Consider the following 26,600-nt stretch of genomic DNA (forward strand, 5'->3'; position numbering starts at 1 on the left):
GGTCTCCTTTCTAGATTATACTTTTACAACTTGAACTTTATCTTTACCGAGTAAAATCAAGTATTTTTCAATATTTTCAATCGAATAGGCTCGAGATAAAGCCTCTCCGTATAGGGCTAACTGACCACGATAGCGGTCTATGAGTTGACTTGGATTATCATAGCGGTCGGTCTTGTAGTCGAACAGAACGATTCTATCCTTATAAAGTAGATAGCCATCAAGGATACCACGCACAACGAAGTCTTCCTGACTCTTTTGGTCTTTTTTGAGCATAGAAAAGGGTTGCTCGCGGTAGAGATAGTCGGTATTGGCGAGAATTTCCTGACCGAGTGCTGTGTCAAAGAATGCAAGAATTTTCGAAAGATTAATCTTGTCTCTGACAGCTGGGCTGGTTTGAACTTGTTTGAGAGTTTCTGTCAGGCTAGCAAGCGTTGGTCTCTGACTGAGGTCAATTCTCTGCATCAGTTCGTGGGTAGCACTCCCAATCTCAGCTCCTGTTACTTTTTCTTTGGTTGAAAAATCTGGCAAATCAAAGTTGATTTTCTTGTCTACTGACTTGCCTTGACCTGCAATCTCGACACCATCCATATCCATAACTGGTTCGTAGAATTTCTTGATTTGACTTGGGGTTTGAACACTAGGAAGTTCAATGGCTGCGCGGTGAAGAGTATTATAGACTTCAACCTCTTTCAGCATTTCAAGGGCTTCTTTGATGGTTTCTGACTGACGATTGTCTACTTGGGAGCTATCTTGGAGAGGACTTTTGTTTTCCAACTGACCGATAGCTTCTGTAGTCAGCTGATCTTCACCAACAAAACGATAGCTAAAGTTGAGATGATCCTTGGCAAATACTTTACTGATAGCCCAAATCCAATCTTGGAAATTCTTGGCTTGAAGTCTAGTGTTGCTGTTTAGTTTTCCATTTTTAGCTGCTGGGTATTCCTTGGCTTCCAGCTTTTCACGAGAACCCTTACCGATAAGATAAAGCTTTTTCTCAGCCCGTGTCATAGCAACATACAGTAGACGCATTTGCTCTGAATAGCTTGCCAGCTGTAATTCTTCTTCGTTCTGTCTATAGGTCAGACTAGGAATGGAGAGTTTGATGGTTTTAGGATAGTAGTCTTCTACTGCTCCTGTCTCTATTTTGGCAATATATTTGACACCAATACCATTCTGACGACTGAGAATGACTTCTGACATGCTGTCTTGCTTGTTAAAGTCTTGATCCATATTGAGGATAAAGACGTAAGGAAACTCCAGCCCTTTACTCTTGTGGATGGTCATGAGCTCTACTGCATCTTTTGGCGGTGCGACAGCCACGCTTGCCAAATCGTGCTGGGCTTCTAAAACTTGGTTAATCATACCAATAAAACGAGACAAGCCCTTGAAATTGCTCTTTTCAAATTGATCTGCTCTCAAAGCTAGTGCGTAGAGATTGGCCTGTCTAGCAGGACCATTTGGCAAAGCACCCACATAATCATAATAAAAACGGTCGTTGTAAATCTTCCAAATCAAGTCATAGAGGGAGTGGGTTTTGGCATACAAGCGCCAAGAATCCAAGATATCCATGAATTGATTTAGCTTATCAGCTAGTGTTGAGTGAATTAACTCTTTCTGGCTTGTCACCATTTTTTGTGAATTGACCAGTTTTTCATAGAGATTTTCTTGGACTTTATTCTCTGCTTTCTGAAGGGACAAACGTGCTAACTCGTCCTCGTCAAAGCCAAACATTGGAGACTTCAAAAGGGCAACCAAGGCATAGTCTTGAAGAGGATTGTGAATGACACGAAGGGTGTCTAGCATGACTTGCACTTCTAGAGATTGTAGGTAATTGTTCTGCTCTCCGTCAGTTTTGACAGGAATTCCGTACTCAGACAGGGCGAGGAGAATCTGATCATTACGACTGCGGCTGGAGGTCAGAAGGGCGATTTCTTTAAAGGCAACACCTTGTTCCTGATGAAGTTTAAGGATTTCCTTGATAACTAAGCGCATTTCCCCTGTTAATTTCGTTTCTGCTTGGCTCTCTTCTTCCTCACCTGTGTCATCCTTATCGTAGAGGAGCAATTCTGCCTTGTTGTCTGGATTGGGAGTCAGTTTGGTATTGGCAAAAACAAGCTGGTGCATGTTATCATAGTTGATTTCGCCGACCTCTTGGTCCATGAGACGTTCAAAGACATCATTGGTTGCTGACAGCACTTCTGAACTACTACGGAAATTTTCCTTCAGGAGAATCAGCTTTCCTTCTTGGGGATTTTGCGCATAGCGTTGGAATTTCTCATTGAAAATCTGCGGGTCTGCCTGACGGAAACGGTAGATGGACTGCTTGATATCTCCCACCATAAAGCGATTGTGTCCAATAGAAAGTAATTCCAGCATCCGTTCTTGAATATGGTTGGTATCCTGATACTCATCGACCATGACTTCATGGAAGCGATCCTGATAAGCCTCACGAACTTGCGGGAATTTCTCTAAAATCTCAATGGTGTAATGGCTGATATCAGCGAATTCAAAGGCATTTTCCTGACGTTTACGCTGACGATAGGCCTCTACAAAGTCACTCATGAAGGTTTGGAAAGTCTTAGCTAGTTCCCAGGTGTCTCCATGATAACGTTCTTGATAGTCGAGAATCGTTATCTGGTCTGACAGTTGTCCTAGTTTAGCAAACTGGGTCTTTCTATCTTCGTTATAGGCATCAGCCAGTGGCTTCAAATCAGCCTTACGACTGGCATTAGTCAGAGCTCGGCCGTTTTTCTCTTTCGAAATTGCGACAACACGCGCAAGTACTGCCTGATAAGCCTGACTATCGGACTCCTGATTTAAGGAGCCAATTTCATCCAAAACCAACTGAACATTTTCTAAATAGGGAGCCTTTGCAAACTCCTTGGCATCATTATCCAAATGGTAACGGAAAAAGCTTTCCAAATCCCAAAGGGCTTGTTTGATTTGTTCAGTTAGTTTTTCTTTTTCACTGGTAAAATCAGCTTTCTCAAAGCCTTTGAGGAAAGATTCACTCAGCCACTTTTGAGGATTGCTGGTGGATTGGAGGAAGTCATAAATTTTATAGACTTGCTGGCGTAGCCCCCGTTCATCCTTGCCTCGCCCAGCAAAGTTTTTCAGCAAATGACTAAACTTCTCTTTCTGTTTGCCTTGGTAATGGGCTTCAAATACCTCATGAAAGACTTCGTTTTTTAGAAGAAGTTGCTCGCTTTGGTTTTGTAAAATCCTGAAATTTGGCGCAATATCAAGCAGATAACCATGTTTGCCAAGGAATTTTTGTGTAAAAGAGTCCATGGTTCCGATGGATGCGTTGGGTAGGTCTGCCAACTGGCGACCTAAGTGTTGTTTAAGCTCGACATCATCGCTTTCTTGGATTTGTTGGCTGATTTTTTTCTCCAAACGTTCCTTAAGTTCAGTAGCAGCCTTAACTGTAAAGGTTGAGATAAAGAGTTGAGAAATTTCGACACCACGCGCCAATTGGTCCAGAATACGCTCGGCCATGACAAAAGTCTTCCCAGAACCAGCCGATGCTGAAACCAGGATATTCTGACCAGAAGTGTAGATAGCTTCGATTTGCTCGGCAGTTTTCTTCTGTTCCTTGCTCGAATTTACTTCTGCTTCTTGCAGTTTTTGAATTTCTTCCTCAGTTAAAAAGGGAATAGGCTTCATCGATTCAACTCCTCTCTTATTTTTTCAAACCAAGCTTGCTTGAGTTTTTCTCCGACCAGACGCTTGCCATAAGCTAGGTCCAACTTTTCTAGGAAACGGGCTTGGCCCAGATGGTAATTGGCTTCAAATCCAGTGATGGCTTGGTGTTGCTGAACATACGGTGCAATGCTTCTGCCATTTTCAGTATAAGGATTAATGGCGAACTGACCTGCTAAAATCTTCTCAGCTGCTTTCTTGTAAAGATGGGCATTGTAGTCCAGTAGGAGCTGGAATTCCTCATCTGTCAGCTTATTGGCCTTGTTTTTGTTGTAAAATTCGCCCAAATGACTGCTTTCTTTTTCTAAAAAGAGTCCTTGGTATTTCATAGACTTGCTGGCTTCTACTACTGCACCTGCCAGACTTTTAACGGCCATCAGAGATTGGACTGGCTCAGCCATTTCCAAGTACATGGCACCGAAAAAGTTCTGCTCCCCTTCTCTTTTTAGGGCAGCTAGATAGGTTGGTAGCTGGGAATTGAGCCCATTAAAGAAATGAGGAAACTGGAACTGGGTCAGACTGGACTTGTAGTCTACTACTCCTATCGATCCATCCGCTTTCAAACGGTCAATGCGGTCAACCTTACCTCGTACAAAGACACTGCGTCCATTGTCTAATTGAATAAAGGCCTGCTCTTTTCCACCGAAATTCGCTTCCTCTTTGATGGTTTCGATGGCTGGATTGTGGCGGAGAATATGTCCAGTCGTCCGTGCCACATCAAGCAGAACTTCCTTGGTAAACTGGGCTTCCAAACTTTCCTGATAAATAGCTTCAAATTCCCGTTCCTGACTGGTTTCTTGAATAGCTTGTTCTAGACGGTGGTCAAAGGAATCTTCGTCAGGTAATTGCAAGGCCCGTTCAAAAATACGGTGCAAGAAATTCCCATGACTACGAGCATCTGGTCGCAGGCGCAATTCTTCTTGCAAGCCTAAAACGTAGCGAAGAAAATAACTGTATTCATTGCGATAAAACTCCGTCAAACCGGAGGTAGACAGGTAAAACTCCTGATCAGTAGGATAAAGAGCTTGTAGGGTATCCTTGGCTAAGGGCTTGCTACTCGGGCTGGTTGGGAGGGCTGGATTTTCCAGACCTTGCTGTTCTAGTTTTTTACCCATGACACGCGCCAGAATCTTAATAAAGGTCAAATCTTGCTCAGTCTCACTCATCTCGCCCTGCTGGTGATAGGCAACCAGACTAGACAAAAGACTGTGATAGGACCCCATATCTTCCTTAGACAGCCCTTTGTGATTCATCCTCTTCTCTTTTCGACTAAATCCAAAATGGACCAACTCTTGAAGATAGGCAGACTCCTTGCTTTCACTTTCGTTAAAAAGGCTTGGAGCCGACAAGACCAACTGCTTACGAGCAGAATTGACCAAGGAAAGCATAGTATAGCGATTTTTCTTGAGATTTTCACTGCTGGGAATCAGCAATTGAACGCCATCTTCTGTCGCTTGGTTTAAGCTCTGTCTTTCTTCGTCTGTCAAAAGACTGGTATTCTGCGCAATTTTTGGTAAATTGTCCTGAGTCAGACCAATGGCATAGACAAAGTCAGCCGTTAAGGGCGCAATCAAATCGTAACTCTGCACCAGAACGGTGTCCACTGTTGCTGGAATAGTGCGGTATTGGGACAAACTCATTCCAGAATGGAGCAAGGCTAGGAAGTCCTCTAGACTAACCTGTGAACCAGCAAAAACAGTCGCAAATTGCTCTAAAACGTGACAGAAAGCCTTCCAAACTTCGGCTTGTCTTTCCTGATCAAGAGCTTCCATAGTGGCTGTCAAAACTTGTAACTGCTTGGTCACAGCTCCTTCTTTTAGAAAGACATTCCACTTTTGTAAGAGATTTTCAGCCTTTTGTTTTCGGCTGGCAAAGAGAGTCTCAAGAGGTGTTAAAATACGCAGACGAAGGGCATTCAAACGCTCAAGATTAAATTTTCCATGGTGAGATTTGGTAAAGGTTTGCTGAAAGGCTGGCAAGCCATTGATACCAAGATAGCGGATGTATTGCTCAAATGCGTCAATATCAGCCTGGCTAAGGTCGGTATATAAACCCGTTCTGAGGAGGTTAATCAAATCTTCCTGACGGAAACGATAGCGTTTCAAAGCTAAAATAGACTCAACAAACTGTGTCAAGGGATGATGAGCCATGGATTCGCTTCTACCAAGATAGAAAGGAATCTGATACTGGTCAAAAATGGTTTTCAGCGATAATTGGTAAGAAGCTACATCCCCCAAGAGAATACGAAAATACTTGTAACTCAGGTCTGGATTAACATGCAATTTCTGACGAATACTACGCGCTACCAACTCCAACTCTTCTTTTTGAGTTAAGCAAGACCAGATTTGTAAGTTTTCACGGTCTTTCTCATCGACATCCAAAGCGAGTTCTGAAAAGTCATAAGAAGACTCCAGCAAACGAGAGGCCTTATCAAAACTATCCATCTTCTCATGAGTTTGAGAATAATCCTGAGCAGGTGTTTGGTATTTAGAGGCTAGATGATGGAGAAAGTCCACACTGGCTTGGTATAGATTGCCCTCAGCGAATGGACTGGTATAGGCTTTCTTGCTAGCATAGGCTCCAATGACAATCTCAACACCCTTGCCGTGAAGTAGGTCCACAATCCGCTCTTCTTCAGCAGAAAAACGGGTAAATCCATCAATAACCAAGGCGATTTGAGTGAAATCACTACTTACTTTGTTATTCTCAATAGCCTCAATCAAATGGGACAACTGACTTCCCTGAGCTAACTGCCCTTGGTTAAGATAGACCGTTACTTTCTCAAAAATCAAGAGTAAGTCTGCTCGCTTGTCCTCATCCGTCAAACTCTCCAAGTCCAAAAAACTCATCTGAGCTTTGGTCATCTCGTGGTAAAGCTCAATCAACTGCTGGATAAACTGAGGATCCTGTTTGATGGCGCCGTATACTCGTAAGTCTTTAGGATCAAGTTCGGCCAGGCATTTGTAAAAGGCCATCCCAAGACCGATGTCATCTAGACTGGTCTTAGCAGGCAAGTCATTCAAAACCAGGTAACGAGCCATCTGCGCAAAGCGCGTAACGGTAATCGCAAAAGAAGCCTGCTGGGACAAGCATTCCAGCACGGCGCGTTCCTTTTCAAAAGAAAGAGAGTTGGGAGCGATGTAGAAGACCCGCTTGCCAGCAGCAACTAGCTCCTCTGCCTCTTTGGTTAAAATTTCAGTCAAAGAAGTCCGAATATCAGTATAAAGTAATTTCATCTCTGCCTCGTTAGAATTTTTCATTACCTTTTATTATACCATGATTAGCCCGAAGATTCCTCCTCCTTTCCTCCAAAATATGCTATAATAATACCAAAAGATAAAGAAGGAAGTCTTATGATTAAACTACTAGCCTTGGATATGGACGGAACTCTCCTCAATGAAGCCAAGGAAATCCCACAAGCTCATATTACTGCTATTCACCAAGCTATTGAAAAAGGTGTCAAACTGGTTCTCTGTACAGGTCGCCCTCTTTTCGGTGTCCTCCCCTACTATAAAAAATTGGGACTTGACATCCAGAATGAGTATGTGATTGTTAACAACGGTTGTTCAACTCACCAGACCAGTGACTGGGGATTAGTTGACTGGCAAGAACTCAGTCCAGCTGACATCGAATACCTATATGACCTAGCTGAAAAAAGTGATGTTCAGTTGACTCTTTTTGATGAGGAACATTATTTTGTCCTCGGTGGCAAGCCCAATCAAGTTATCCAAAATGATGCCGAGCTAGTCTTTTCAGACCTGACTGAAATTTCTCTTGAGGAAGCGACTAGTGGCAAGTACCGTATGTTCCAAGGTATGTTTTTGGGAACAAAAGAACAAACAGATGATTTTGAAGAGCGTTTTGCTGAGGAACTCTGCCAACGATTTAGTGGAGTTCGTTCGCAGCCTGTTATTTATGAAGCCATGCCACTTGGAACGACAAAGGCTACTGCTCTTTCTCGACTAGCTGAAATTTTGAAGATTGAGCCATCAGAAATCATGGCCATGGGCGATGCCAATAACGATATCGAAATGCTCCAGTTTGCAGGCCTTGGGATTGCAATGGGAAATGCCAGCTATTATGTCAAATCTCTTGCGGATGACGTTACAACAAGCAACGAAGAAGACGGCGTTGCGCGTGCCATTGAGAAATATATTTTATAATTAAGAAGCCCAGTTCATATCAACTGGGTTTTGATATTTAAGAATTCCTAAAACTTTAGAAACTCTTTAGAAATCCTTGAGCTTTCTTTGATTTCTGTGCTTTATACTAAAGTTAACAAAATAAATCAAAAGGAGAGAATCATGAAAACAGTACTCGACATTCATGGATTGTCCAAAAACTTTAACAAACAAGCTATTCTTCAGGATCTTCATCTAACGATAAGAGAGGGAGATATTTATGGACTTATCGGAAAGAACGGAGCTGGGAAAACCACATTGATAAAAATCATTACGCAACTACTGTTTGCGGATAAAGGGACTGTTTCCCTCTTTTCTAGTCAATCGGAAAATGAGTGGACCAAGGCCCTATCTCGAGTAGGTTCTGTTATCGAATCACCTGTAGCTCATAATCACTTAACAGCCTATCAAAATCTGAAATATTACTGTATGATTCGCCATATTCCAAATGCTGATCAAGTCATTCGTGAAACGCTGGACTATGTTGGTTTGTCAGATACAGGTAAGAAAGTCTTTCGTGATTTCTCGCTAGGAATGAAACAAAGACTTGGTATCGCCATTGCCCTTCTATCCAAACCAGACTTCCTGATCCTAGATGAACCTATCAACGGTCTCGACCCAATAGGTATCAAAGAATTTCGTCTGATGATTCAACGGCTCAATCAAGAAAAAGGGATAACCATTCTCATCTCTAGCCATATCTTGTCAGAACTCTATCTCGTAGCTAATCGCTTTGGTATTTTAGATCAAGGCAAGATTATCCGTGAAATCAGCAAAGCTGAATTTGAAACACTAAGTGAGGATTATATTGTTCTTAAGACATCTGATAAAGAGAAAGCTTGTCAAGTATTGAAAGAACAAATCCAACTCCAGTTTAAGGTAGTGAACCCTGAAAATGAAATCCATATCTTTGGAAATGAACAAGATGTCAAACAGATTCTCAAGGAATTAACCTTGGCAGATGTTGCTATTGACGAGATTTACTATGCTCGTCAAAACCTAGAAGAATACTTCACTCAATTGGTCCAATAGGAGGAAAATCATGATACATACCATTCAAGCAGACTTTTACCGTCTTTTCCGCTCCAAAGGATTCTGGATTACAGAATTCATTCTCTTTACTCTCATGCTAATGGGCGCAAGTATTGGAGCTACTGGCCATCTGATGGCAATCCAGACAGAAGAGCCAAAAATTCCAACCCATGGTTGGGACGGTGTACAAGCCCTGATTAACGCATCTAGTCAAGGTTCAAACCTCGTTTTTCTCTGTATTATTATAACTTGTCTAGTTCTCGGTGTTGATTTAATCGGAAAGCTCTATAAAAATAGTTTGACAGTAGGGGTTTCTCGTACAGAGTTTTTCCTCGCCAAAGCCTTTGTAGTGGCTTGTATTGCACTTTTGCAACTTATCATCAGCCTTGTGATTGCCTTTATTCCAGCAACTATCTTAAATGGATTTGGAACTATGCCTGATGGCTTTATTGGCAATCTATTGACAACCATTTTCCTTCAATTTCTTTGCCTTCTTGCTTGGCTTTCCATTGTTTCCTTCATTCTCTATGTGAGTCATTCTTATCTTGCGGTATTTATTGGTTATTTGGTCAGCTCTATCTTACTTTCTATGCCAATGCTCATCTTCCCAAGTATCAAAATTTTGCCATATTTATCATTGCAGTTTTTCTATGCTATGACTGCTAATAGTGAATCCATTTTCTATACACTTATAGTTACCTTAGCTGTTATTGTAATCTTTAATCTAAGTGGACTGGCAGTTTTCAAAAAGAAAAGTCTATAAAAAATGACCTCCTCTTGCCTACAGAGGAGGTTTATTTCGTTAAAAATAAATGAAAACCGACAACCACTGGCCATCTGTGCTTAGTTTCATCTCTGCACCAAGAAGATGGCATAATTCCTCAGTGATATATAGGCCTAAACCAGAGGACTCTTCAGTATCAGATAGATTTTCAGAATAAAAACGGTTGCTGAGATTTTCTATTTTTTTGATAGGCTGTTTAACAAGGTTTGCAACCTCTAAGACAAGCTGTTCCTTTTCCTTTCTTAAAGATAGAAGTGCTTCTTCCTTGCCATGTTTGAGGACATTTCCAAGCAAATTTTGTAAAATTCGATCCAGCAAGTCTTCATCAGTCCTTGTTGTTAAACCAGCTTCAACCTTAAAATCAAGCGTGATATTTGCCGCCTGAAAAACATCATAATAAGCCAGAGTCTTCTTGGTGATAAAAGCTGAAAGATCAACTTCTTCCATTTTCGGTTTGACAGCCCCTTCCATCAAACGACGATATTCTAGAAGAGCCTCCAAACGTTTAGAAACTAAATCAAGATGCTGGGCGATTTTTTGTAAGGTTTCTGCTTGCTTTTCAGGAGACTTTATCAATTGTTGGGTGTAGCCTGAAGCGATAGTCAGAGGCGTCCGGATATCATGGGCGATATTGCTGATGGCCATATCCAGAGTCTGTTTTTCCCTTTTCATAACCAATCGAGATTGTTCCACTTCCTGAAATAGATTCTCAATCTGCTGGTAGAGATGTAAAAAATGTTTGGAAAAAATGCTGACTCCGACTCTTTTCATACTACCCGTGAGAATCTTATCTTCAATCTGTTGACTCAAGTTTTTAAGTGCTAGATGGTAGCGAATCAATGCAATCGATAAAATAATTAGGAGTGACAGTAGGACAAAAATTATCATGTAGGTCATTGCTTGTCTCCTTTTAATCTTACCCCAACTCCCCAAATGGTTTCAATATATTCTTGATTTGGGTCAAGCTGGTTAAATTTTTTACGAAGATTACTCAAATGCGTATTGAGGGTATTATCTCCAGGTAGATAGCTATCCTCCCAGACTAATTCATAAAGTTCTTCCTTGGTAAAAATTTTCTTTGGGTGATTAAGGAGTGTTTGGAGAATCAAGCATTCTTTCTTGGCAAGGCGAATCGTTTCCTGACTATTTTTGATTTCAAAACTTTCGGCATCAAACTGGATATTTTTCAAGTTTTGTGGCAGATTTTCAGTTTTTTCTATTTCCATAGGCTGTTTTTCTACGCTTTGACGTAATTGAACAGTAACTCTAGCAAAGACTTCGTCCAAATCAAAAGGTTTGACTATGTAATCATTGGCACCGTCTAAGAGGTATTGACTGATAAGTTTTTTATCGCTCAAAGCTGTTAGCATAATGACTGGAGTTTGGCTTTGTTCCCTGATAGCTTTTAAAACCTGATCCCCATTTTTTCCAGGAAGCATGATATCTAGCAAAACGAGGTCAATCCCACCTTGGTCAAAACGCATGATGCCTTCAGTTCCTGAAAAGGCTTGAATCACCTTATGCTCTTCAGTAAGAAGTGTTCGCAAAATCTCTTGAATGTCACTATTGTCTTCAATAACCAATATCCTAGCCATAAATACCAACCTTTCTGCAACTATTATAGCATGTTTTATTGATAAAGCTTAAACAGAAAAGCTCCTCGCATAAAAGTGCGAGAAAGCCTTAGAGGATTAAAATATAAAATTCACTTCCTAGATGACCTAGTATCCCTATAGTTGCTAGTGAAAACGAGTCTAGCAGAATGAATCTCTCATTTCTCCCTTACTAGTCCGTAATGCGTTGATACATTTCGGGTCTTCTATCTCGAAATAGACCCCAGTTTAGGCGTTCACTTGCTCCCTTGTCTAGGTCATAAGTAGCTAACAGAACAGCTTCTCCTTGTCTTTCAGCTTGCTCTAGAATAGCTCCTGTTTCATCCGTCATAAAGGATGAGCCGTAGAAGTCAAGACTGGAACTCTGTCCACCATTTTCCTCACTAGGAGTGACTTCCTCCAAACCATAACGATTGGCTGCAATGACTGGGACAATATTTGCTGCTGCGTGTCCTTGCATGGTACGTTGCCAGTGACCACAACTGTCTGTATCCAAAATCGGCTCTGAACCGATGGCTGTTGGATAAAAGAGCAATTCAGCACCATTCAATGCAAGACAGCGCGCTGTTTCAGGGAACCATTGATCCCAACAGATACCGATCCCAATCTTGGCATAGCGAGTATCCCAGACCTTGAAACCAGTGTTACCAGGCGTGAAATAAAACTTTTCTTGATAATAATGATCATCTGGTATGTGGGTCTTTCGGTAAACGCCCAGCACTTCCCCATCTGCATCAATGACAGCAATAGAGTTATACAAGACATTGCCATCTTTTTCATAGAAACTGATCGGTAGAACAACCTGTAGTTCCTTAGCAAGCTCCTTAAAATGCTGAATGGCTGTATTGTCTGTCACCGACTGGGCATACTGGTAGTAGTCATACTGACGCTCTTGACAGAAATAGGGACGTTCAAATAATTCAGGCAAGAGAATAATTTGGGCTCCTTGCTCAGCAGCTTGTCGAACTAAACGTTCAGCTGTTTGGATATTGGTTTCAACATCCTTAGCGCATTGCATTTGAATAGCTGCAACTCTTACATTTCTCATCTTTTTCTCCTATTCTGGGATTTGTTGGGTAATGCAGTGAATATTTCCACCACCTAATAGAATATCTCTGGCTGGTATTCCGATAACTTTACGGTCTGGGAAACAATTGCTGAGGATATCTAGGGCCGCTTGGTCGTTTACATCCTGAAACTGTGGAACTAGGACAGCCTTGTTTGCGATATAAAAGTTTATATAGGAAGCTGCAAGGCGCTCACCCTCATAACGCTCTTCTTCTCCTTCTTCATAGATGTATCCTGGCAAATCTTCTTCTGTCACAACTTGTCGAACTGCAGGGATAGGCAATTTATGAATAGTGAAGGGACGACCTTTTGCATCTGTTTCTTGCTCTAAGAGTTCAAGATCTGCTTTTGACATGGCATACTGAGGATCACTTTCGTCGTCCGTCCAAGCTAAAACAAGCTCTGCAGGACCAACAAAGGCAGCAACATTATCAACGTGTTCATTGGTTTCATCTTGATAAATACCATAAGGAAGCCAAATAACTTTTTCACCACCAAGGCACTCTAATAAGGTATTCTCAATTTCTGCTTTACTAAGATGAGGATTGCGACCAGGACTAAGCAAGCAACTTTCGGTCACAAGAATCGTTCCTTGACCATCGCTATGTATTGCTCCACCTTCAAGTACAAAAGGTTTAGCATCATATACAGGCATTTCCAAGGCCTTAGCAAAACGACTTGCTACTTGGTCATCATCTTCATAATCTTGATAAAGACCATCTATAGCTCCGCCCCAAGCATTGAAAGCCCAATCGACTGCCAATTTTTCTCTTTTATCATTGACGAGAATGGTTGGACCAGTATCACGGGCCCAGGCATCATTTGTCTGAATGTCTAAATAAACAACGCTGTCTCCAAGGTAGTCTTGTGCCTCAGATAGATAGTCTTGCTCCACCAAAAGATAGACTCTTTCCCCTTCTGCTATGGTTTTTATAATCTGGCTAAAAGCCTTTTTGGCTGCCTTGCCTTGATAAGGCCAAGATCCTGGTCGAGTCGGCCATATCATGAGGGTACCATGATGGGATTCATATTCTGCAGGCATACGATAGCCTGCTTTTTTCGGAGTTTCTATCATGATAATCTCCCTTTAAAGTCTTGGTAGCCGAAGGCTTTGACTAAGCTACAGTCACCCTGCTCGTCCATGAGATAGAGACTTGGCAACCCAATACCATTGAAGGTATTGTTTTTAACAAAGGAATAAATGGCCATATCTTCGAAATAAAGTCTGTCTCCAATCTCAACTGGATTTTCAAAACTATAATCGCCAATCACATCACCCGTCAGGCAGGTATTGGAAGATAGTCTATAGGTATAATCTTTTTCTTGCGCTTCGTAGCCATCTCTCAATGGTGGTCGGTAAGGCATTTCGAGCACATCAGGCATATGGCAGGTCGCGGAGGCATCTAAAACCAAGATTTCCATATCGTTCTCGACAATATCCAAAACCTCAGTTGCTAGATAACCCGCATTGAGCGCAATGGCTTCACCCGGCTCTATATAAACCTCAAGATTGTAAGTTTCTCGGATACGCTTGATTTCAGAAATCAGCAAATCCACATCGTAGTCTTCTCTTGTGATGTGGTGTCCACCACCCATATTGAGCCATTTGACTTGATGTAAGTACGAACCGAACTGCGTTTCTACAGCTTTCAGAGTTGTCTCTAAATCATCCGCTCCCTGCTCGCAGAGGGTGTGAAAATGAAGTCCGTCAACCAAATCCAGCAAATCGCTAGGAATTTTATCTAGTGTCACACCAAAGCGAGAGCCAGGAGCACAAGGGTCATAGAGCGCGTGGTCACCCTGCGTTGAACATTGAGGATTGAGACGTAAACCGACACTGATACCATCCTCACGACAACGCGGACCGTGTTTACGCAACTGTCTCTCTGAGTTAAAAACGATATGGTCAGTAATTTCAAGTAATTCTTCCAAGTCTGAATCTTTGAAAGCTGGCGCAAAGACATGGACTTCCCCTTGAAACTCCTCTTTAGCCAGCTTGGCCTCATAGAGACCACTTGCAGTCGTACCTGATAGATGCCGGCTAATCAAGGGATAGGTTTTATATAGGGAATAAGCCTTCTGGGCAAGCAAAACCTTGCAACCAGCTTCGTCTTGAACATATTGTAGGATACGGCAATTGGCTTCTAACTTTGCCAAGTCTATGACGTAAGCTGGTGTTGGTACTTGTTCTAACTTCATTAGTCCACCATTTGTGGATTTTCAACCACAACCCATGGCAAACCATACTCATTCAAAGCTTCCATAAATGGATCTGGATCCAATTCTTCAAGATTATACACTCCAGCTTGTTTCCAAGTACCATTCATAACCAATTTTGTCCCAATCATGGCTGGAACGCCTGTTGTGTAAGAAATAGCTTGTGAACCAACTTCTGCGTAACATTCCTGATGGTCACAAACATTGTATATGTAGATGGTTTTTTCAACGCCGTCTTTGACACCTGTAAAGATACATCCAATATTGGTTTTACCAACAGTGCGTGGGCCAAGGCTGGCTGGATCTGGAAGCAGAGCTTTTAAGAATTGGATTGGAACGATGTCTTGCCCATTGAAGTTAATGGTATCCGTACGAAGGAGACCAACGTTTTCCAAGCATTTCATGTGCGTCAGATAAGATTGACCAAAAGTCATAAAGAAACGAATTCGTTTGACACCTGGAATATTTTTTGCCAATGATTCGATTTCTTCATGGTGAAGGAGATACATGTCTTTTTGGCCAACTTGAGGGAAATCATACTCACGTTTGATAGACATGGCTTCCACTTCGACCCATTTTCCATCTTCCCAATAAGAACCTGGTGCTGAAACCTCACGGAGATTGATTTCTGGGTTAAAGTTTGTCGCAAATGGATAACCGTGGTCACCACCATTACAGTCTAAAATGTCGATATAGTGGATTTCATCAAAATAATGTTTAAGGGCGTAAGCAGAAAAGACACTAGTCACACCTGGGTCAAAACCAGATCCAAGCAGAGCAGTCAGGCCTGCTTCTTTGAATTTCTCCTGATAAGCCCACTGCCATGAATAGTCAAAGTAGGCTGTAAAACCAAGTTCCTTACAGCGTTTCTCATAAATGGCACGCCACTCAGGATCTTCTGTGTCTTCTGCTTCGTAGTTGGCTGTATCGATATAGTGAACGCCCGTAGCCAAACAAGCATCCATAATGGTTAAATCTTGATATGGTAGCGCTACGTTCAAAACAGCTTCTGGCTTGTAGCTTTCGATTAAGGCAATGACTTCTTCTACCTTATCGGCATCAAGAGCAGCTGTCTCAATCTTTGTACTTGTTTTGCCTTCTAGCTTCGCTTTCAAGTCATCACATTTTGACTTGGTACGGCTAGCAATCATAATCTCTGTAAAGGTTTCGCTATCTTGGCAAATCTTTGAAATAGCAACTTGGGCAACGCCCCCACATCCAATAACTAGTAAACGACTCATTTTTTTCCTTCCTCTTCTTCTAAAATGTCCTCAACATACTTGGGCAACATAAAGGCCCCCACGTGTAAGTTGGCAGTGTAGTATTCTGTGAAAAGCTGGCGTTTTTTCCAGCCTTCCTTGTCAAAATCTTTGACAGGGTGGTATTTTTTCGATGCAAATCCAAACAACCAGTAGCCAGCAGGGCTAGTTGGAATATGGGCCTGATAAACCCGACTGATTGGAAAGGCTTGATTGACCTTGCGGTGCATGCTACGACAAGCAGATTCATCCTCGTCAAAGAATGGACTTCCATGCTGGTAAATCATAATGCCGTCTTCTTTCAGAGCCCGATAACTATTGCCGTAAAATTCCTTGGTAAAGAGCCCTTCCGTATGGCCAAATGGATCTGTCGCATCGTTGATGATAATATCGTAGTCTTCTTCACAGTTTCTCAAAAATCTCAGTCCATTTTGGTAGTAAATGGTAACACGAGGATCATCTAGCCCTGCAGCAAAATCAGGGAAATACTCACGACAAACCTCAACTAGCATCTCATCTGGTTCCACAATATCGATTTGTTCCAGTTCAGGATAGAGTGTTAATACTTGGGCAACACCTCCGTCGCCACCTCCTATTACCAAAACTTTCTTGGGATTTGGGTGGACAGCCATGGGAACGTGGACTGTCATTTCGTTGTAGACAAAATCATCCGCATCTGAAAACAAGACATGCCCATTTAAAATCAGTATTTTCCCAAAAGCTGGCGTATCTAAGACTTCAATATCCTGCCATTCACTTTTTCCAGCGTAGAGTTGCTTGGCTGTTCTCAGGGACAATTTCACATCTGGAGTATGAACTTCAGAAAACCATAAATCCATCTAGTTCTCCTTTCTCTTAATGACGTTGATGTGATTGACCTCTGGGTCTTCCGTCCCTTGGAGGGAGCAACCACGTTCCTTGGCAAATTGGATATAATCGACTATCTCTTGGGTAATGCGTTCACCTGGAGCTAGGATTGGAATCCCTGGAGGGTAACACATGACAAATTCCCCACAGACCTGTCCAACAGATTCATCCAGGATCAAACTTTTTCTCTCTGCATAGAAGGCTTCTTGTGGAGACAGCACTAACTCGGGCTGGATATATTCTCCAGCTATCAAATCTTTTCCATCTCTCGAGTAGAGTCTCTTGATATCAGCTAAAGCACCAACTAAGCGCTCGATGTCTTGGATGCGGTCACCAATCGAAATATAGGCCAAGATATTACCAATATCACCAAACTCAATCTGAATGTCGTATTCATCGCGCAGGAGGTCATAAACCTCGATACCTGTTAAGCCAATACCCTGAGTATAAACGGACAGCTTGGTCACATCAAAATCGCAAACGGACACTCCGTCTATTAACTCTTTTGAGTAGGCATAGTAACCTCCGATAGCATTGATTTCACGGCGGGCATACTCGGATAGTTCAATAACTTTCTCAAACGATTCTTTACCACGAAGGGCCAAGTTGCGACGTGAAATATCCAGACTGGCCATCAACAAGTAAGAGGCAGATGTTGACTGGGTAAGGTTGATTATCTGACGTACGTATTCAGGATTCATCTGCTCCCCGATTAAAAGAAGCGAACTTTGGGTTAAACTCCCACCAGACTTATGCATGGAAACTGCTGCCATATCAGCCCCTGCATCCATGGCAGAAATTGGAAGTTTATCAGTAAAATGTAAGTGCGCTCCGTGGGCTTCATCTACTAAAACCATCATGCCAGCTTCATGAGCCATTTCTGTCAAACCCTTTAGATCTGAACAGATGCCGTAGTAAGTAGGATTGTTAATCAAAATGGCCTTGGCATCTGGATGGTCCTTTATGGCCTGTGCTACTCGGTCATTTTCAAGACCTAAAGCGATACCAATCTTAGGATCTACACTCATCTCGATATAGATGGGAATGGCACCACATAGAACCAGTGCATTAATAGCAGATTTGTGGACATTTCTCGGCAGAATAATCTTATCCCCTGCCTTGCAGGTGGACAGAATCATAGTCTGCACCGATGAAGTTGTTCCACCAATCATGAGAAAGGCATGGCTAGCTCCAAAAGCATCCGCCGCCAGCTCCTCTGCATCCCGAATAATCGAAATGGGATGGCCTAAATTATCCAAGGGTTTCATCGAATTGACATCAATGCCAACACATTTTTCACCCAACAGTTCGACAAGTTCTGGATTTCCCCGTCCACGCTTGTGACCTGGAACATCAAAGGGAACAATCCGTTTCTTGCGTAACTTCACCAAGGCCTCATAAATTGGGGCTTGGTTTTGATCTAACTCTTTCAAGACATACTCCTTTCAATATTTTTAGGACCTTATGAAAACTAAGGAACTAAAGGTTGACTCATGAAAAAAGAGCAGGTTTTCACCTGCTCTGCAATCTTCTGACGTTTTTATGTTTGTTTCTGTTGAGTATGTCTGTTCCCGATGTTTCCTAACTCTCTAGTAGCAAATATTACGTACTTTATTGATCGTTTCACAAGATGACGTGTGCTTTCACCACACTAGAAATTTATGAATTAGGACAAGTGTCCTAACATCAACTTATAAAAGTAGGCTTTTAACCCTATCAATAATGTGGTTTTTCAACCACGCTTCGGCATTCAACCCTGCCTGTCCGTAGGCATTTTTTACTCGGGTTTATATTTGCTAGAAAACATCATCTCATTTTCTAAGCTTTATTAATATAACATACTTCTAACACTCTGTAAAGTACTTTTTTGAAAAAATATCTATTTTCGTTCGGAAAAATAATATTTTATATAGATTTGTATAAGTTGTATAATGTGAAAGCGGATATAAAAAGAACTAGTCCACTAGTTCTTTTAAATGTATCTTAACGAATCTTGTGCTTATTTAATGGTAACAGAAAAACGATAGCCATTTAATTGTATAAATTTCACCAAAACGAATAAAGCAGTTCGTTTATTAGCATTGGCAAAAACATGCTTTTTTTCAAGCAATACAAGCCAGCTCATTGAGAATAAGCGAGCCACTCATTAATCATACTAGCGATTTCTTTGGGTGCTTCAGTATAAAGCGCATGGCCAAAGTTCTCTAGAAAAATAGTATCAAAATAGTCTGGCAATTCTTTTAAGGCTTCCTCTCTCCATGTAGCTTCATTAGGATAGCGAGGACTGATAAACAAAGCATCTCCCACTTCTCTCTTAAAAGCTTGTATTTTCCTCCGTAGGCGTAGGATCGCTTCTATATTTTCATAATTTATAGCCAACTCATATCTATTATACTTCGCATTCCAGTGATAGGACTGTCTTACAGCTTTCTCCATATTTTCTGACCAATGCTTTGCTTCAGATTTTTCTTTAGAAATAAGAACATCTAAGTCCGAAACGACTTGAGATTCAATATAGTTTTTAGTTTCCTCTAACTCTGTATCTAAAGGTAAAATCTTATCTAAATCTAGATAACCACCATCCAAAAGAATCAGTTTTGTCACTTCATAAAATTCCGATGCAAGATAACGCGCCAAATCTCCTCCAAGAGAATGACCTATCAGACAGATAGATTCTTCCTCTACAATCTCATTTTTAAACCATGATTTCAATTCTGTTTCATCTCGAAGATGCTTTTCATATGGATTTAGAAAATAAATCTGCGAATTTAGTTCTTGAAGAAAATCCTTGCTATGATAGACATTACTTCCCAGACCGCCAATAAAATATTTTTTCATTCTCTAATTAATACTATGCTTATTCATCTTTTGTTCAAAGATAGTCGTGATAATCTGACGTAATTCTTCGCGTTCTTTTTCTGGAATTTCACCACTTGTTTGAGCTGCAGCGTAGAGTTCAGGGTGTTCAATTGAAATGCGTTTAATAGTACGTGTCGTAGCATGTTTTCTGACGAAAAATGGGATTCGCTTAATCAAGTCTTGCGGTACTAGAGCAAGAATCTTCTCAGCAGTTTCCTTGTCACTAATCTTAGACGTCGTAAGTCCCTTCTTAATCATTTCCTGTTCTTTTGATGTAAAATCTTTTAATTCCATTCGATTAGTCCTCCTATTTTCTCTATGTTAAATTATATACCAATTGTGGCAAGACGACAAATAGTCTGTTTCTAAAATCTTCTCTATACAACAACTTTCCTGTCGCTCATAATTGCTCTTTAATGAAAAATCACAAATCCTTTTGGAAAGATGACAAGCTGATTCTCTAATTCTTGGCAATTGCTTGCTAGTGATACTGCTTCTGAAAGTTCTATAATGAAGTTAACCACCCAGCCCTCCTAAAAATTAGATGTTTCAACTAGCTTATAGCTACTTCTAGGCATAAGAAGACATCTCTGTGTTATACTTCTTGTTCAACCGCAAACACAAGAAAGGTACAGAGAGGCAAAAACATTATACTACAAAAGCCAAACATTTGACAATCTATAGCCGTCGCTTAATCGAAAGATGGAAAAATGAAGGGAAATCAAATAGAGAAATTGCCTCTCTACTTGGAAAAGCTCCTCAAACTATCCATACTGAAATAAAGCGTGGGACAGTCCTACAATGTATTGGAAAGAGGCGCTTTAAAGAGGTTTACTCTGCCGACTACGCTCAACAATCTTATGAAAGCAATCGCAAGCTCTCGGTCAAGAAATCAAGCTGAACCAAGGAACTAAAGGAAAAGATTCTCCACTATTATAATCAAAAGTTTTCTCCTGAAATGATGGGCAAGGCCAAGGGCGTTAACGTGGGAATTTCTACCATCTACTACTGAATCCATCATGGAAAATTAGGATTGTCAAAACAGGATCTGCTCTATCCTAGAAAAGGAAAAGAGGTTAAAAAAGAGGCTAGCATCAACTTTAAACCTGCTGGTAAATCCATTGAACAGCGTCCTGAAGATATCAATCTTCGCTTTGAGAATGGGCATTATGAGATTGATACTGTTCTACTTACAAGACTGAAAAATTACTGTTTGCTTGTCTTGATTGACTGAAAGAGTAGACATCAAATCAGCCGATTGATTCCAAATAAAAGCGCAGATTCGGTCAATCAGGCTTTAAAACTCATCTTAAAACAGCATCAAATTCTTTCCATCACGGCAGATAACGGAACAGAATTCAACCGCTTGTCTGATGTGTTTTCTAAGGAACACATCTATTATGCGCACCCCTATGCCTCTTGGGAAAGGAGAACTAATGAGAATCACAATAGGCTCATTCGTAGATGGTTACCTAAAGGAACTAAGAAAACGACTCCTAAAGAAGTCGCTTTCATCGAAAATTAGATTAACAACTATCCTAAAAAATACTTGAACTACAAGTCACCCAGAGAAGACTTCTTGCTGGCTAACTTGAACTTGAAATTTGGCATTGCTCCTTAATAATTTCGTTGTATCGGAATTCATCACAATAAAATATTATTGGAGTTTGTTTCTCAAGTACTCAGCCACCTTCAAATAGGAAGCAGGAAATTCATTTAATTTATAATATTTTTCATCTTCATATTTCTTAAATTTGTAATGATCTTTATAGAATTTAACCTCATATAAATTCTGAACATGAAGAACCCTATCTAAAGTATCTAAACTAGGCTGACTTTCATAATCTGACTTAATGTTAAATTCCTTTAGTTTCTCTTGCAATGCTAATAAATGAATATCAGTATTTCTGCCTCTAGAATTTTTATTAGGAATTAGAAGCATTTCATCTGGTCTACCTGACACGTTAGGGGCTTTTAATCTATAATGTGAACGATTCATTTTACTGAACATTAACTTGTAGTACAAGATAAAAATATATCGCCAATCTTGCTCATCTATACTATTTATGTTTTCTTTTATTATCCTCTTATACTCTAACTCTAATGGTTTATTTATATCAATCGAATCTAGTATTTTTTTAACATATTGATTTTTAGAAGAAAATAATCGTTTTAAACTTGGTGTTCTTGAACTTTCATTAGGATCATCTTGGCAAAGTGTTTTATTGCCTTCTACATATAATGTATAGTCTCCAAAAGAAAGCAAAGCTGTCCTTAGCAATATGCCTTCTTTAGGTTTCGTAGCTTCAAACATAGCACTTATCTTATCCCAATAAGAACTGATTTTCGAGTATTTATCAGTTGTAGAATCAGAATCTTCAAAATAAAAGCTACTTCTAATTTGTCCACCAAAATAAACATGATTTTCCGCATTAAATATCACTTCTGATTGAGTTGGATCTTCTATAATTAATTTCGCCTTTTCTATCTCTTCGTTAACCTGTTCTATACTAAAACCTGTAATTTTATTATTTTGAGACAAATAATAGATAAGGTCTGAAAGATGGTTAATTTGCTCATTTATACCTCGAATAGCTCTCTCATAACGTTCTTGAGAGTTTATTTCAGAGTTATCTGTTAAGTTTCTAAAAATGCGGTACCAACTCTTAAACTTATCATCTAATACTGTCCCTGAATGAAATAAATACAAAGAAATGAAGTGAAAATAGACTCTATCTTTTATGCTCTTACTTGTGATAGCTTTTTCCAAAACTTGTGAAACCTTTGAGTTCTCATTTTCCGTTAAAAAGTCAAGTACTCTTGCAATCAATTCTATGTGTTCTAACTTAATATCTTCAAATAAAATATTAGTTGTCCAATTTTCACGTTGAGAATAATCTAGTGAATCTAAGTTATTAATCAGTGCAATTTCAAATAAATTTAAAAAGTTTATATCAAATCGGTTTTTATCAAATCTCCAAATAGTATCAGTCCATTTTGTATCAAGCTTAAGTGCTATATCGTTTGCTAACTTAGTGTCTAACTCATGTACTCTTGAAATAAATCTTGCTTTAAAATTTTCAAAATCCGTTAGAGGACGTCCTCTAGAGTTCAATTTAATGTATAGTTCATCCTCTGAACCTAAATCTTCGATATCAAGGAAATTGAAAGCAACTCTATAATTTGTTTCTAATGTTAATACCTCTGAATAGTTGTATTGAAAATCAAAAAAATCAGTTATCCCATCTAAGGTTACTAATGCTCCTTGAATAGTAGGATCTAATATCCACGAATCTGCAAACCATGCCGCATCTTTTATTATTTCAGACGGCTTCTCTTCGAGTTGAAAAATTGATTTTCTGTATTCAAATAAACTAGTGAAAAATTGCTTGGACGAATCTCTTGTTTCATAGGAAAAATTGCTAAGAAAATCACAAGAATCACTATCTCTAAAGGCAAAAAGGTATACTAAAAACAAAGTAGTAAGTCGCTGCTGACCATCTAGTGGTATAAAATTCCCATTATGTGATTTCCCATAAATAAAATTAAGATCTAAAGTTGGCACTTCACTGTTAATTAAAGCAGAATTTATATCAATTAATAATTGTTTTCTGACCTCAGTAGTTCTTAAATCTTTCCTACCTTGCGCATAATCGCGTTGAATTAGTGGAATTACAATGCGATAACTTTCTAAAAGAGACTTTAAGTCATATTTATCATCAACCATACTCATATTTTCTCCCCGTCATTGCCAAAGAATTTATTAAATTCAAGCTTCATTGCCTTAATGTAATCAGTTTTATCATTGTCTGACCAAACCTCAAAATTTTCAATTTCACCACTATACACTTTCAAAAATATATTTCTAGTACAAACTGGAACAAAACGACCTTTAGCATCCACATCTATAATAATTTTCCTTTTTTGTTCAAATGGACTATCTCGATATGAGCGATTTGTTTTAGCGTCTAGTAAAGTTAGATTCCCTAAGCCATCATCAGATTCTGCCGTTTCATCAGCTTTAGCATGAATATGCTCAATGTCCCACTTTTGAGTTTTATAAATATCAAACGGAAAACGATACTGTTTCTCACTTTTATTTATCAAAGTAACTAAGTTAAATAGTAGTAATACATTTTTAATTCTTTTATCTCCGTATACTAATTCGCCTAGCGAATCAATTTCAGGAATAGTATCAAATGCTAATTTTTTTAACTCATCGAAAGCTTCTGATTTTTTCTTGTCTCTTGTCGCCTTAAATACTCTATCTAGATTTTTACTATCTAAAGAAAGTAGATAACCAATTAAATGATATTTATCTAAATCTAAGTACCAATTATTTAATTCTTCAAATAGTATTTGAACTTTTGACCAAAAATCTGATATAAACTCTGATTTATTTTCTGCCCTCTTGTATTCTTCATATAATGAATAGAAGGTGGAGTATTTGTCAACTCTATATACCTCAGAATTCCCAAGTATAAGTAAATTGAAAAGAAAATCTATTTTAGTATCATAAACTTCATTATTAGTCAAAAACTGCCAAAAAGAATCCTGTTGAAGTCTATGTTCTATTTGATTCCATGCAATAGAACGATGTATTCTATCACTCTCATCTCCTATTTTATAATTATTTTTGTCAAGTACCAAAGCTTTAATCAGTTCAGCATTTGTTAACGGTATTTTACCAATATTAACTTTGGTAAAAATCTTTATAGGGTCTTCAGATTCATCAATTTCATACCAAATAAAAAATACATTTTCTGTAAGAACCTTGTAAATATCATTCAAAGCATTATTTGAGTTTATTTCTTCGCGATCAAGCCATTTATCTATTGCTTCAAAGGCTTTACTGATGTGACTAGCATCAATGTCCATATTTTCGATTTCTTCATACGTATCAAAATTTAAATTCTTTAAATAGTTTCCACTCTCTTTTCGGGTTTCATACTCTAAATCAAAATAATCATATTGATTAGTTCTTCTACGACCATTATTAAATTCTGCAGACATAAATTTAAGAAATATATAAATACTAGTTAGTCTTTGCTGTCCATCAACAACATCGTAAGTGCCATCAGCAACTTTTTTTACGATTAATGGTTGTAGACAATATTTATACTCAGCGTTATGATTATAAAAATCATCTAATAAAGTTGTAACCTCATGTTCAGTCTACCTATAGCCTCTTTGATATGATGGAACGTTGAACTTAAGACCTCTTAAATCTTCAATTTTCTTCTCTAAAATTCCCATTTTTAATCACCTATTTCAATTATTTTCACTTTTAAGTTCTATAAACTATTAATATTATTATAACATAAATAATTAACCAAGATATCAATTTATCAAATGTTTTTCTAATTTTAGTCAATGTAATTTTCTTACATTCTCTTAATAATAGTTTTTACATCATCAATTAACGACTTTGGAGACAATACCCTTAAGGATTCCGCTTGACTCAACAACCATCTCTTCAACCCCGATGTATCTTGACTCACAAATTCAATAATATTACCATTTGATATTTTTTCAATAATTTTTGCTGTTGGGAATTAATCAACAACAAAGGAAATCCTTGATGACTTTCTCCAACTATAAACCATAAAGGCAGATGCCAAATCCCACAAATTAATCCTACAATCAAATTAGATTGCCAATAAGTATATTTTTTATCAAGTAATAGCTGTAATATTCCTCTCCATCCTAATTCTTCATGTCCACCACCAAAAAAATTAGTTGTATAAAGAATAATGGCATCAGATAAATTGATACTCCATTTAATTCTAAGAAAGATACAGAAAATAGTATCAAAATTGCTAACAAATGAATAATGAAATAAATACTACTATTTTCTTTCTTACTAAATACAAAATATTTAAATTTTATATTATTCCTTTTCAAATAAAAGCCACTTGCAATAGCTGGTCCAAGTGCACCAACTATATGTAATATTCTCCCTATAAACGTATCTAATCCCAAAATATGAGATTGTGTACATAGGGCAAGAAGCCACCAAGCTATATAAGTAATTTCGAATGTACAATAAAGGTAATTTTTTAAATTCCTTTTATCAATTTCTGTCATTTTATCTTCCTAATCTTGATTATTCTACGTATAATATTTTTTTACTGCTTCTTAGTTGCTCTCGATTATATAGTCAATTGAAACAAGAACAAGACAAAAGATCTTCAAAAAAGTATTGCAACTTGGTAATACCTTTTTGAGTTGCTTTTTGATATGAGCCCATGTTTTCTCAATAGGATTGTACTCAGGTGAGTAGGGAGGAAGTGGTAAAAGTTTATTCCCAAATTCTTCACATAAGAGCTCTAGCTTACCCATTCTATGGAATCTTGCATTATCCATAATAATAACTGCTGGCTTGTTTAATGTTGATAAGAGAAACTTCTGAAACCAAGCTTCAAAAAAGTCGCTCGTCATCGTCTCTCCGTAAGTCATTGGAGCGATTAACTCACCATTTGTTAGCCCTGCAACCAAAGAAATCCTCTGATATCTTCTTCCAGATACTTTACCTCTTATTAATTGACCTTTTAATGAGCGACCATATTCTCGATAAAACTAAGTATCGAATCCTGTTTCATCAATATAAACAGGTGCTAAGTGCTTTAAACTATTAAAATTTTTCAGAAATAAGGCTACTTTTTCTGGGTCTTATTCATAGTAGGTGTGGTTCTTTTTTCGAGTGTACCCCATAGCTTTAAGAGCATAGTGAATGGTAGTTGGGTGACATCCGAATTCAGTAGCTATCTCAGTCAAATAAGCGTCTGGATTGTCAGTAAGATAGTTTTTGAGTCTATCTCTATCAACTTTTCTTGGTTTTGTTCCTTTTACTTGATGGTTTAGCTCTCCTGTTTTTTCTTTTAGCTTAAACCAGCCATAAATAGTATTACGTGAGATTTGGAAAACGTGTGATGCTTCTGTTATACTACCTGTTCGCTCACAATAGCCAAGAACTTTATTGAATATGCCATAAGAAGATTATAGCACATCATGTACT

17 protein-coding genes and 7 pseudogenes are annotated in these 26,600 nt (G+C 38.9%); 4 read left to right on the top strand and 20 right to left on the bottom strand.

Annotated features, from left to right (window positions below):
- Window positions 1–15: 15 nt before the first annotated feature.
- Together addA and rexB are read right to left on the bottom strand one after the other, a co-directional pair.
- Complete coding sequence (gene addA / locus O3616_RS03375; protein ID WP_371638094.1) at window positions 16–3,666, bottom strand: helicase-exonuclease AddAB subunit AddA; 3,651 nt, start codon at window positions 3,664–3,666, stop codon at window positions 16–18.
- On the bottom strand, window positions 3,663–6,938 hold the full coding sequence (gene rexB / locus O3616_RS03380; protein WP_371638095.1) for an ATP-dependent nuclease subunit B: 3,276 nt from the start codon (window positions 6,936–6,938) through the stop codon (window positions 3,663–3,665). Before rexB ends, addA begins: the two co-directional genes overlap by 4 nt.
- Before the next feature lie 117 nt (window positions 6,939–7,055).
- Between rexB and O3616_RS03385 the strand changes: the two genes are divergently transcribed.
- The 3 genes from O3616_RS03385 to O3616_RS03395 all read left to right on the top strand — a co-directional run bounded on the left by O3616_RS03385 (window position 7,056) and on the right by O3616_RS03395 (window position 9,678).
- On the top strand, window positions 7,056–7,865 hold the full coding sequence (locus O3616_RS03385) for a Cof-type HAD-IIB family hydrolase (protein ID WP_371638096.1): 810 nt from the start codon (window positions 7,056–7,058) through the stop codon (window positions 7,863–7,865).
- A gap of 141 nt (window positions 7,866–8,006) precedes the next feature.
- On the top strand, window positions 8,007–8,915 hold the full coding sequence (locus tag O3616_RS03390; protein ID WP_049510703.1) for an ATP-binding cassette domain-containing protein: 909 nt from the start codon (window positions 8,007–8,009) through the stop codon (window positions 8,913–8,915).
- 10 nt (window positions 8,916–8,925) lie between these two features.
- Complete coding sequence (locus O3616_RS03395; protein WP_049552005.1) at window positions 8,926–9,678, top strand: ABC transporter permease; 753 nt, start codon at window positions 8,926–8,928, stop codon at window positions 9,676–9,678.
- A 39-nt stretch (window positions 9,679–9,717) separates the two neighbouring features.
- Here O3616_RS03395 and O3616_RS03400 read toward each other — a convergent pair whose 3' ends face one another.
- The 12 genes and pseudogenes from O3616_RS03400 to O3616_RS03455 form a co-directional block, all read right to left on the bottom strand.
- Window positions 9,718–10,596: a sensor histidine kinase gene (locus O3616_RS03400; RefSeq protein WP_371638097.1), complete on the bottom strand. Its 879-nt coding sequence runs from the start codon at window positions 10,594–10,596 to the stop codon at window positions 9,718–9,720.
- Window positions 10,593–11,294 (bottom strand): response regulator transcription factor, encoded by a 702-nt coding sequence (locus tag O3616_RS03405; protein ID WP_371638098.1) that lies wholly within the window; start codon window positions 11,292–11,294, stop codon window positions 10,593–10,595. The genes O3616_RS03400 and O3616_RS03405 overlap by 4 nt, the downstream gene beginning before the upstream one ends.
- 190 nt (window positions 11,295–11,484) lie before the next feature.
- Window positions 11,485–12,360 (bottom strand): N-carbamoylputrescine amidase, encoded by an 876-nt coding sequence (gene aguB / locus O3616_RS03410; protein WP_371638099.1) that lies wholly within the window; start codon window positions 12,358–12,360, stop codon window positions 11,485–11,487.
- Between the two features lie 9 nt (window positions 12,361–12,369).
- Complete coding sequence (gene aguA, locus O3616_RS03415; protein ID WP_371638100.1) at window positions 12,370–13,455, bottom strand: agmatine deiminase; 1,086 nt, start codon at window positions 13,453–13,455, stop codon at window positions 12,370–12,372.
- On the bottom strand, window positions 13,452–14,579 hold the full coding sequence (gene nspC, locus O3616_RS03420; protein ID WP_049487172.1) for a carboxynorspermidine decarboxylase: 1,128 nt from the start codon (window positions 14,577–14,579) through the stop codon (window positions 13,452–13,454). Before nspC ends, aguA begins: the two co-directional genes overlap by 4 nt.
- Entirely contained in the window at window positions 14,579–15,838 is a 1,260-nt protein-coding gene (locus O3616_RS03425) for a saccharopine dehydrogenase family protein (RefSeq protein WP_000088770.1), read from the bottom strand. The genes nspC and O3616_RS03425 overlap by 1 nt, the downstream gene beginning before the upstream one ends.
- Window positions 15,835–16,695: a polyamine aminopropyltransferase gene (speE, locus tag O3616_RS03430; RefSeq protein WP_033681797.1), complete on the bottom strand. Its 861-nt coding sequence runs from the start codon at window positions 16,693–16,695 to the stop codon at window positions 15,835–15,837. The genes O3616_RS03425 and speE overlap by 4 nt, the downstream gene beginning before the upstream one ends.
- On the bottom strand, window positions 16,696–18,156 hold the full coding sequence (locus tag O3616_RS03435; protein ID WP_125457912.1) for an aminotransferase class I/II-fold pyridoxal phosphate-dependent enzyme: 1,461 nt from the start codon (window positions 18,154–18,156) through the stop codon (window positions 16,696–16,698).
- Between the two features lie 569 nt (window positions 18,157–18,725).
- Window positions 18,726–18,836: pseudogene (locus O3616_RS03440) on the bottom strand (type II toxin-antitoxin system death-on-curing family toxin); the annotation flags it as partial.
- A gap of 8 nt (window positions 18,837–18,844) precedes the next feature.
- Window positions 18,845–19,561 carry an alpha/beta hydrolase gene (locus tag O3616_RS03445; protein ID WP_371638101.1) on the bottom strand — a complete coding sequence of 239 codons (717 nt, stop codon included), beginning with the start codon at window positions 19,559–19,561 and terminating at the stop codon, window positions 18,845–18,847.
- A 3-nt stretch (window positions 19,562–19,564) separates the two neighbouring features.
- Window positions 19,565–19,876 carry a hypothetical protein gene (locus O3616_RS03450; RefSeq protein ID WP_371638102.1) on the bottom strand — a complete coding sequence of 104 codons (312 nt, stop codon included), beginning with the start codon at window positions 19,874–19,876 and terminating at the stop codon, window positions 19,565–19,567.
- Window positions 19,877–19,995: 119 nt separating this feature from the next.
- A pseudogene (locus O3616_RS03455) lies at window positions 19,996–20,082 on the bottom strand (neopullulanase); the annotation flags it as partial.
- A 104-nt stretch (window positions 20,083–20,186) separates the two neighbouring features.
- Between O3616_RS03455 and O3616_RS03460 the strand changes: the two are divergent.
- Window positions 20,187–21,203 (top strand): annotated as a pseudogene (locus O3616_RS03460) (IS30 family transposase).
- 36 nt (window positions 21,204–21,239) lie between these two features.
- Here the strand turns inward: O3616_RS03460 and O3616_RS03465 are convergent.
- The 6 genes and pseudogenes from O3616_RS03465 to O3616_RS03490 all read right to left on the bottom strand — a co-directional run bounded on the left by O3616_RS03465 (window position 21,240) and on the right by O3616_RS03490 (window position 26,592).
- Window positions 21,240–23,315: a DUF262 domain-containing protein gene (locus O3616_RS03465; protein ID WP_070479178.1), complete on the bottom strand. Its 2,076-nt coding sequence runs from the start codon at window positions 23,313–23,315 to the stop codon at window positions 21,240–21,242.
- Window positions 23,312–24,232, bottom strand: a complete 921-nt coding sequence (locus O3616_RS03470; protein ID WP_371638119.1) for a DUF1524 domain-containing protein — start codon at window positions 24,230–24,232, stop codon at window positions 23,312–23,314. Before O3616_RS03470 ends, O3616_RS03465 begins: the two co-directional genes overlap by 4 nt.
- Window positions 24,233–24,238: 6 nt before the next feature.
- Window positions 24,239–24,742, bottom strand: a pseudogene (locus tag O3616_RS03475) (DUF262 domain-containing protein); the annotation flags it as partial.
- 224 nt (window positions 24,743–24,966) lie between these two features.
- Window positions 24,967–25,137 (bottom strand): annotated as a pseudogene (locus O3616_RS03480) (WYL domain-containing protein); the annotation flags it as partial.
- Between the two features lie 5 nt (window positions 25,138–25,142).
- Window positions 25,143–25,669 (bottom strand): annotated as a pseudogene (locus O3616_RS03485) (type II CAAX prenyl endopeptidase Rce1 family protein); the annotation flags it as partial.
- Between the two features lie 73 nt (window positions 25,670–25,742).
- Window positions 25,743–26,592 (bottom strand): annotated as a pseudogene (locus O3616_RS03490) (IS630 family transposase).
- Between the last annotated feature and the right edge of the window lie 8 nt (window positions 26,593–26,600).

The sequence above is a fragment of the Streptococcus sp. 27098_8_86 genome (assembly GCF_041432595.1).
GTDB lineage: Bacteria > Bacillota > Bacilli > Lactobacillales > Streptococcaceae > Streptococcus > Streptococcus pneumoniae_F.

Excerpts from the sequence above, each read along its gene's own strand:
- addA (WP_371638094.1), bottom strand. The coding sequence starts at position 3,666 with ATGAAGCCTATTCCCTTTTTAACTGAGGAAGAAATTCAAAAACTGCAA.
- rexB (WP_371638095.1), bottom strand. The coding sequence starts at position 6,938 with ATGAAATTACTTTATACTGATATTCGGACTTCTTTGACTGAAATTTTA.
- O3616_RS03385 (WP_371638096.1), top strand. The coding sequence starts at position 7,056 with ATGATTAAACTACTAGCCTTGGATATGGACGGAACTCTCCTCAATGAA.
- O3616_RS03390 (WP_049510703.1), top strand. The coding sequence starts at position 8,007 with ATGAAAACAGTACTCGACATTCATGGATTGTCCAAAAACTTTAACAAA.
- O3616_RS03395 (WP_049552005.1), top strand. The coding sequence starts at position 8,926 with ATGATACATACCATTCAAGCAGACTTTTACCGTCTTTTCCGCTCCAAA.
- O3616_RS03400 (WP_371638097.1), bottom strand. The coding sequence starts at position 10,596 with ATGACCTACATGATAATTTTTGTCCTACTGTCACTCCTAATTATTTTA.
- O3616_RS03405 (WP_371638098.1), bottom strand. The coding sequence starts at position 11,294 with ATGGCTAGGATATTGGTTATTGAAGACAATAGTGACATTCAAGAGATT.
- aguB (WP_371638099.1), bottom strand. The coding sequence starts at position 12,360 with ATGAGAAATGTAAGAGTTGCAGCTATTCAAATGCAATGCGCTAAGGAT.
- aguA (WP_371638100.1), bottom strand. The coding sequence starts at position 13,455 with ATGATAGAAACTCCGAAAAAAGCAGGCTATCGTATGCCTGCAGAATAT.
- nspC (WP_049487172.1), bottom strand. The coding sequence starts at position 14,579 with ATGAAGTTAGAACAAGTACCAACACCAGCTTACGTCATAGACTTGGCA.
- O3616_RS03425 (WP_000088770.1), bottom strand. The coding sequence starts at position 15,838 with ATGAGTCGTTTACTAGTTATTGGATGTGGGGGCGTTGCCCAAGTTGCT.
- speE (WP_033681797.1), bottom strand. The coding sequence starts at position 16,695 with ATGGATTTATGGTTTTCTGAAGTTCATACTCCAGATGTGAAATTGTCC.
- O3616_RS03445 (WP_371638101.1), bottom strand. The coding sequence starts at position 19,561 with ATGAAAAAATATTTTATTGGCGGTCTGGGAAGTAATGTCTATCATAGC.
- O3616_RS03450 (WP_371638102.1), bottom strand. The coding sequence starts at position 19,876 with ATGGAATTAAAAGATTTTACATCAAAAGAACAGGAAATGATTAAGAAG.
- O3616_RS03465 (WP_070479178.1), bottom strand. The coding sequence starts at position 23,315 with ATGAGTATGGTTGATGATAAATATGACTTAAAGTCTCTTTTAGAAAGT.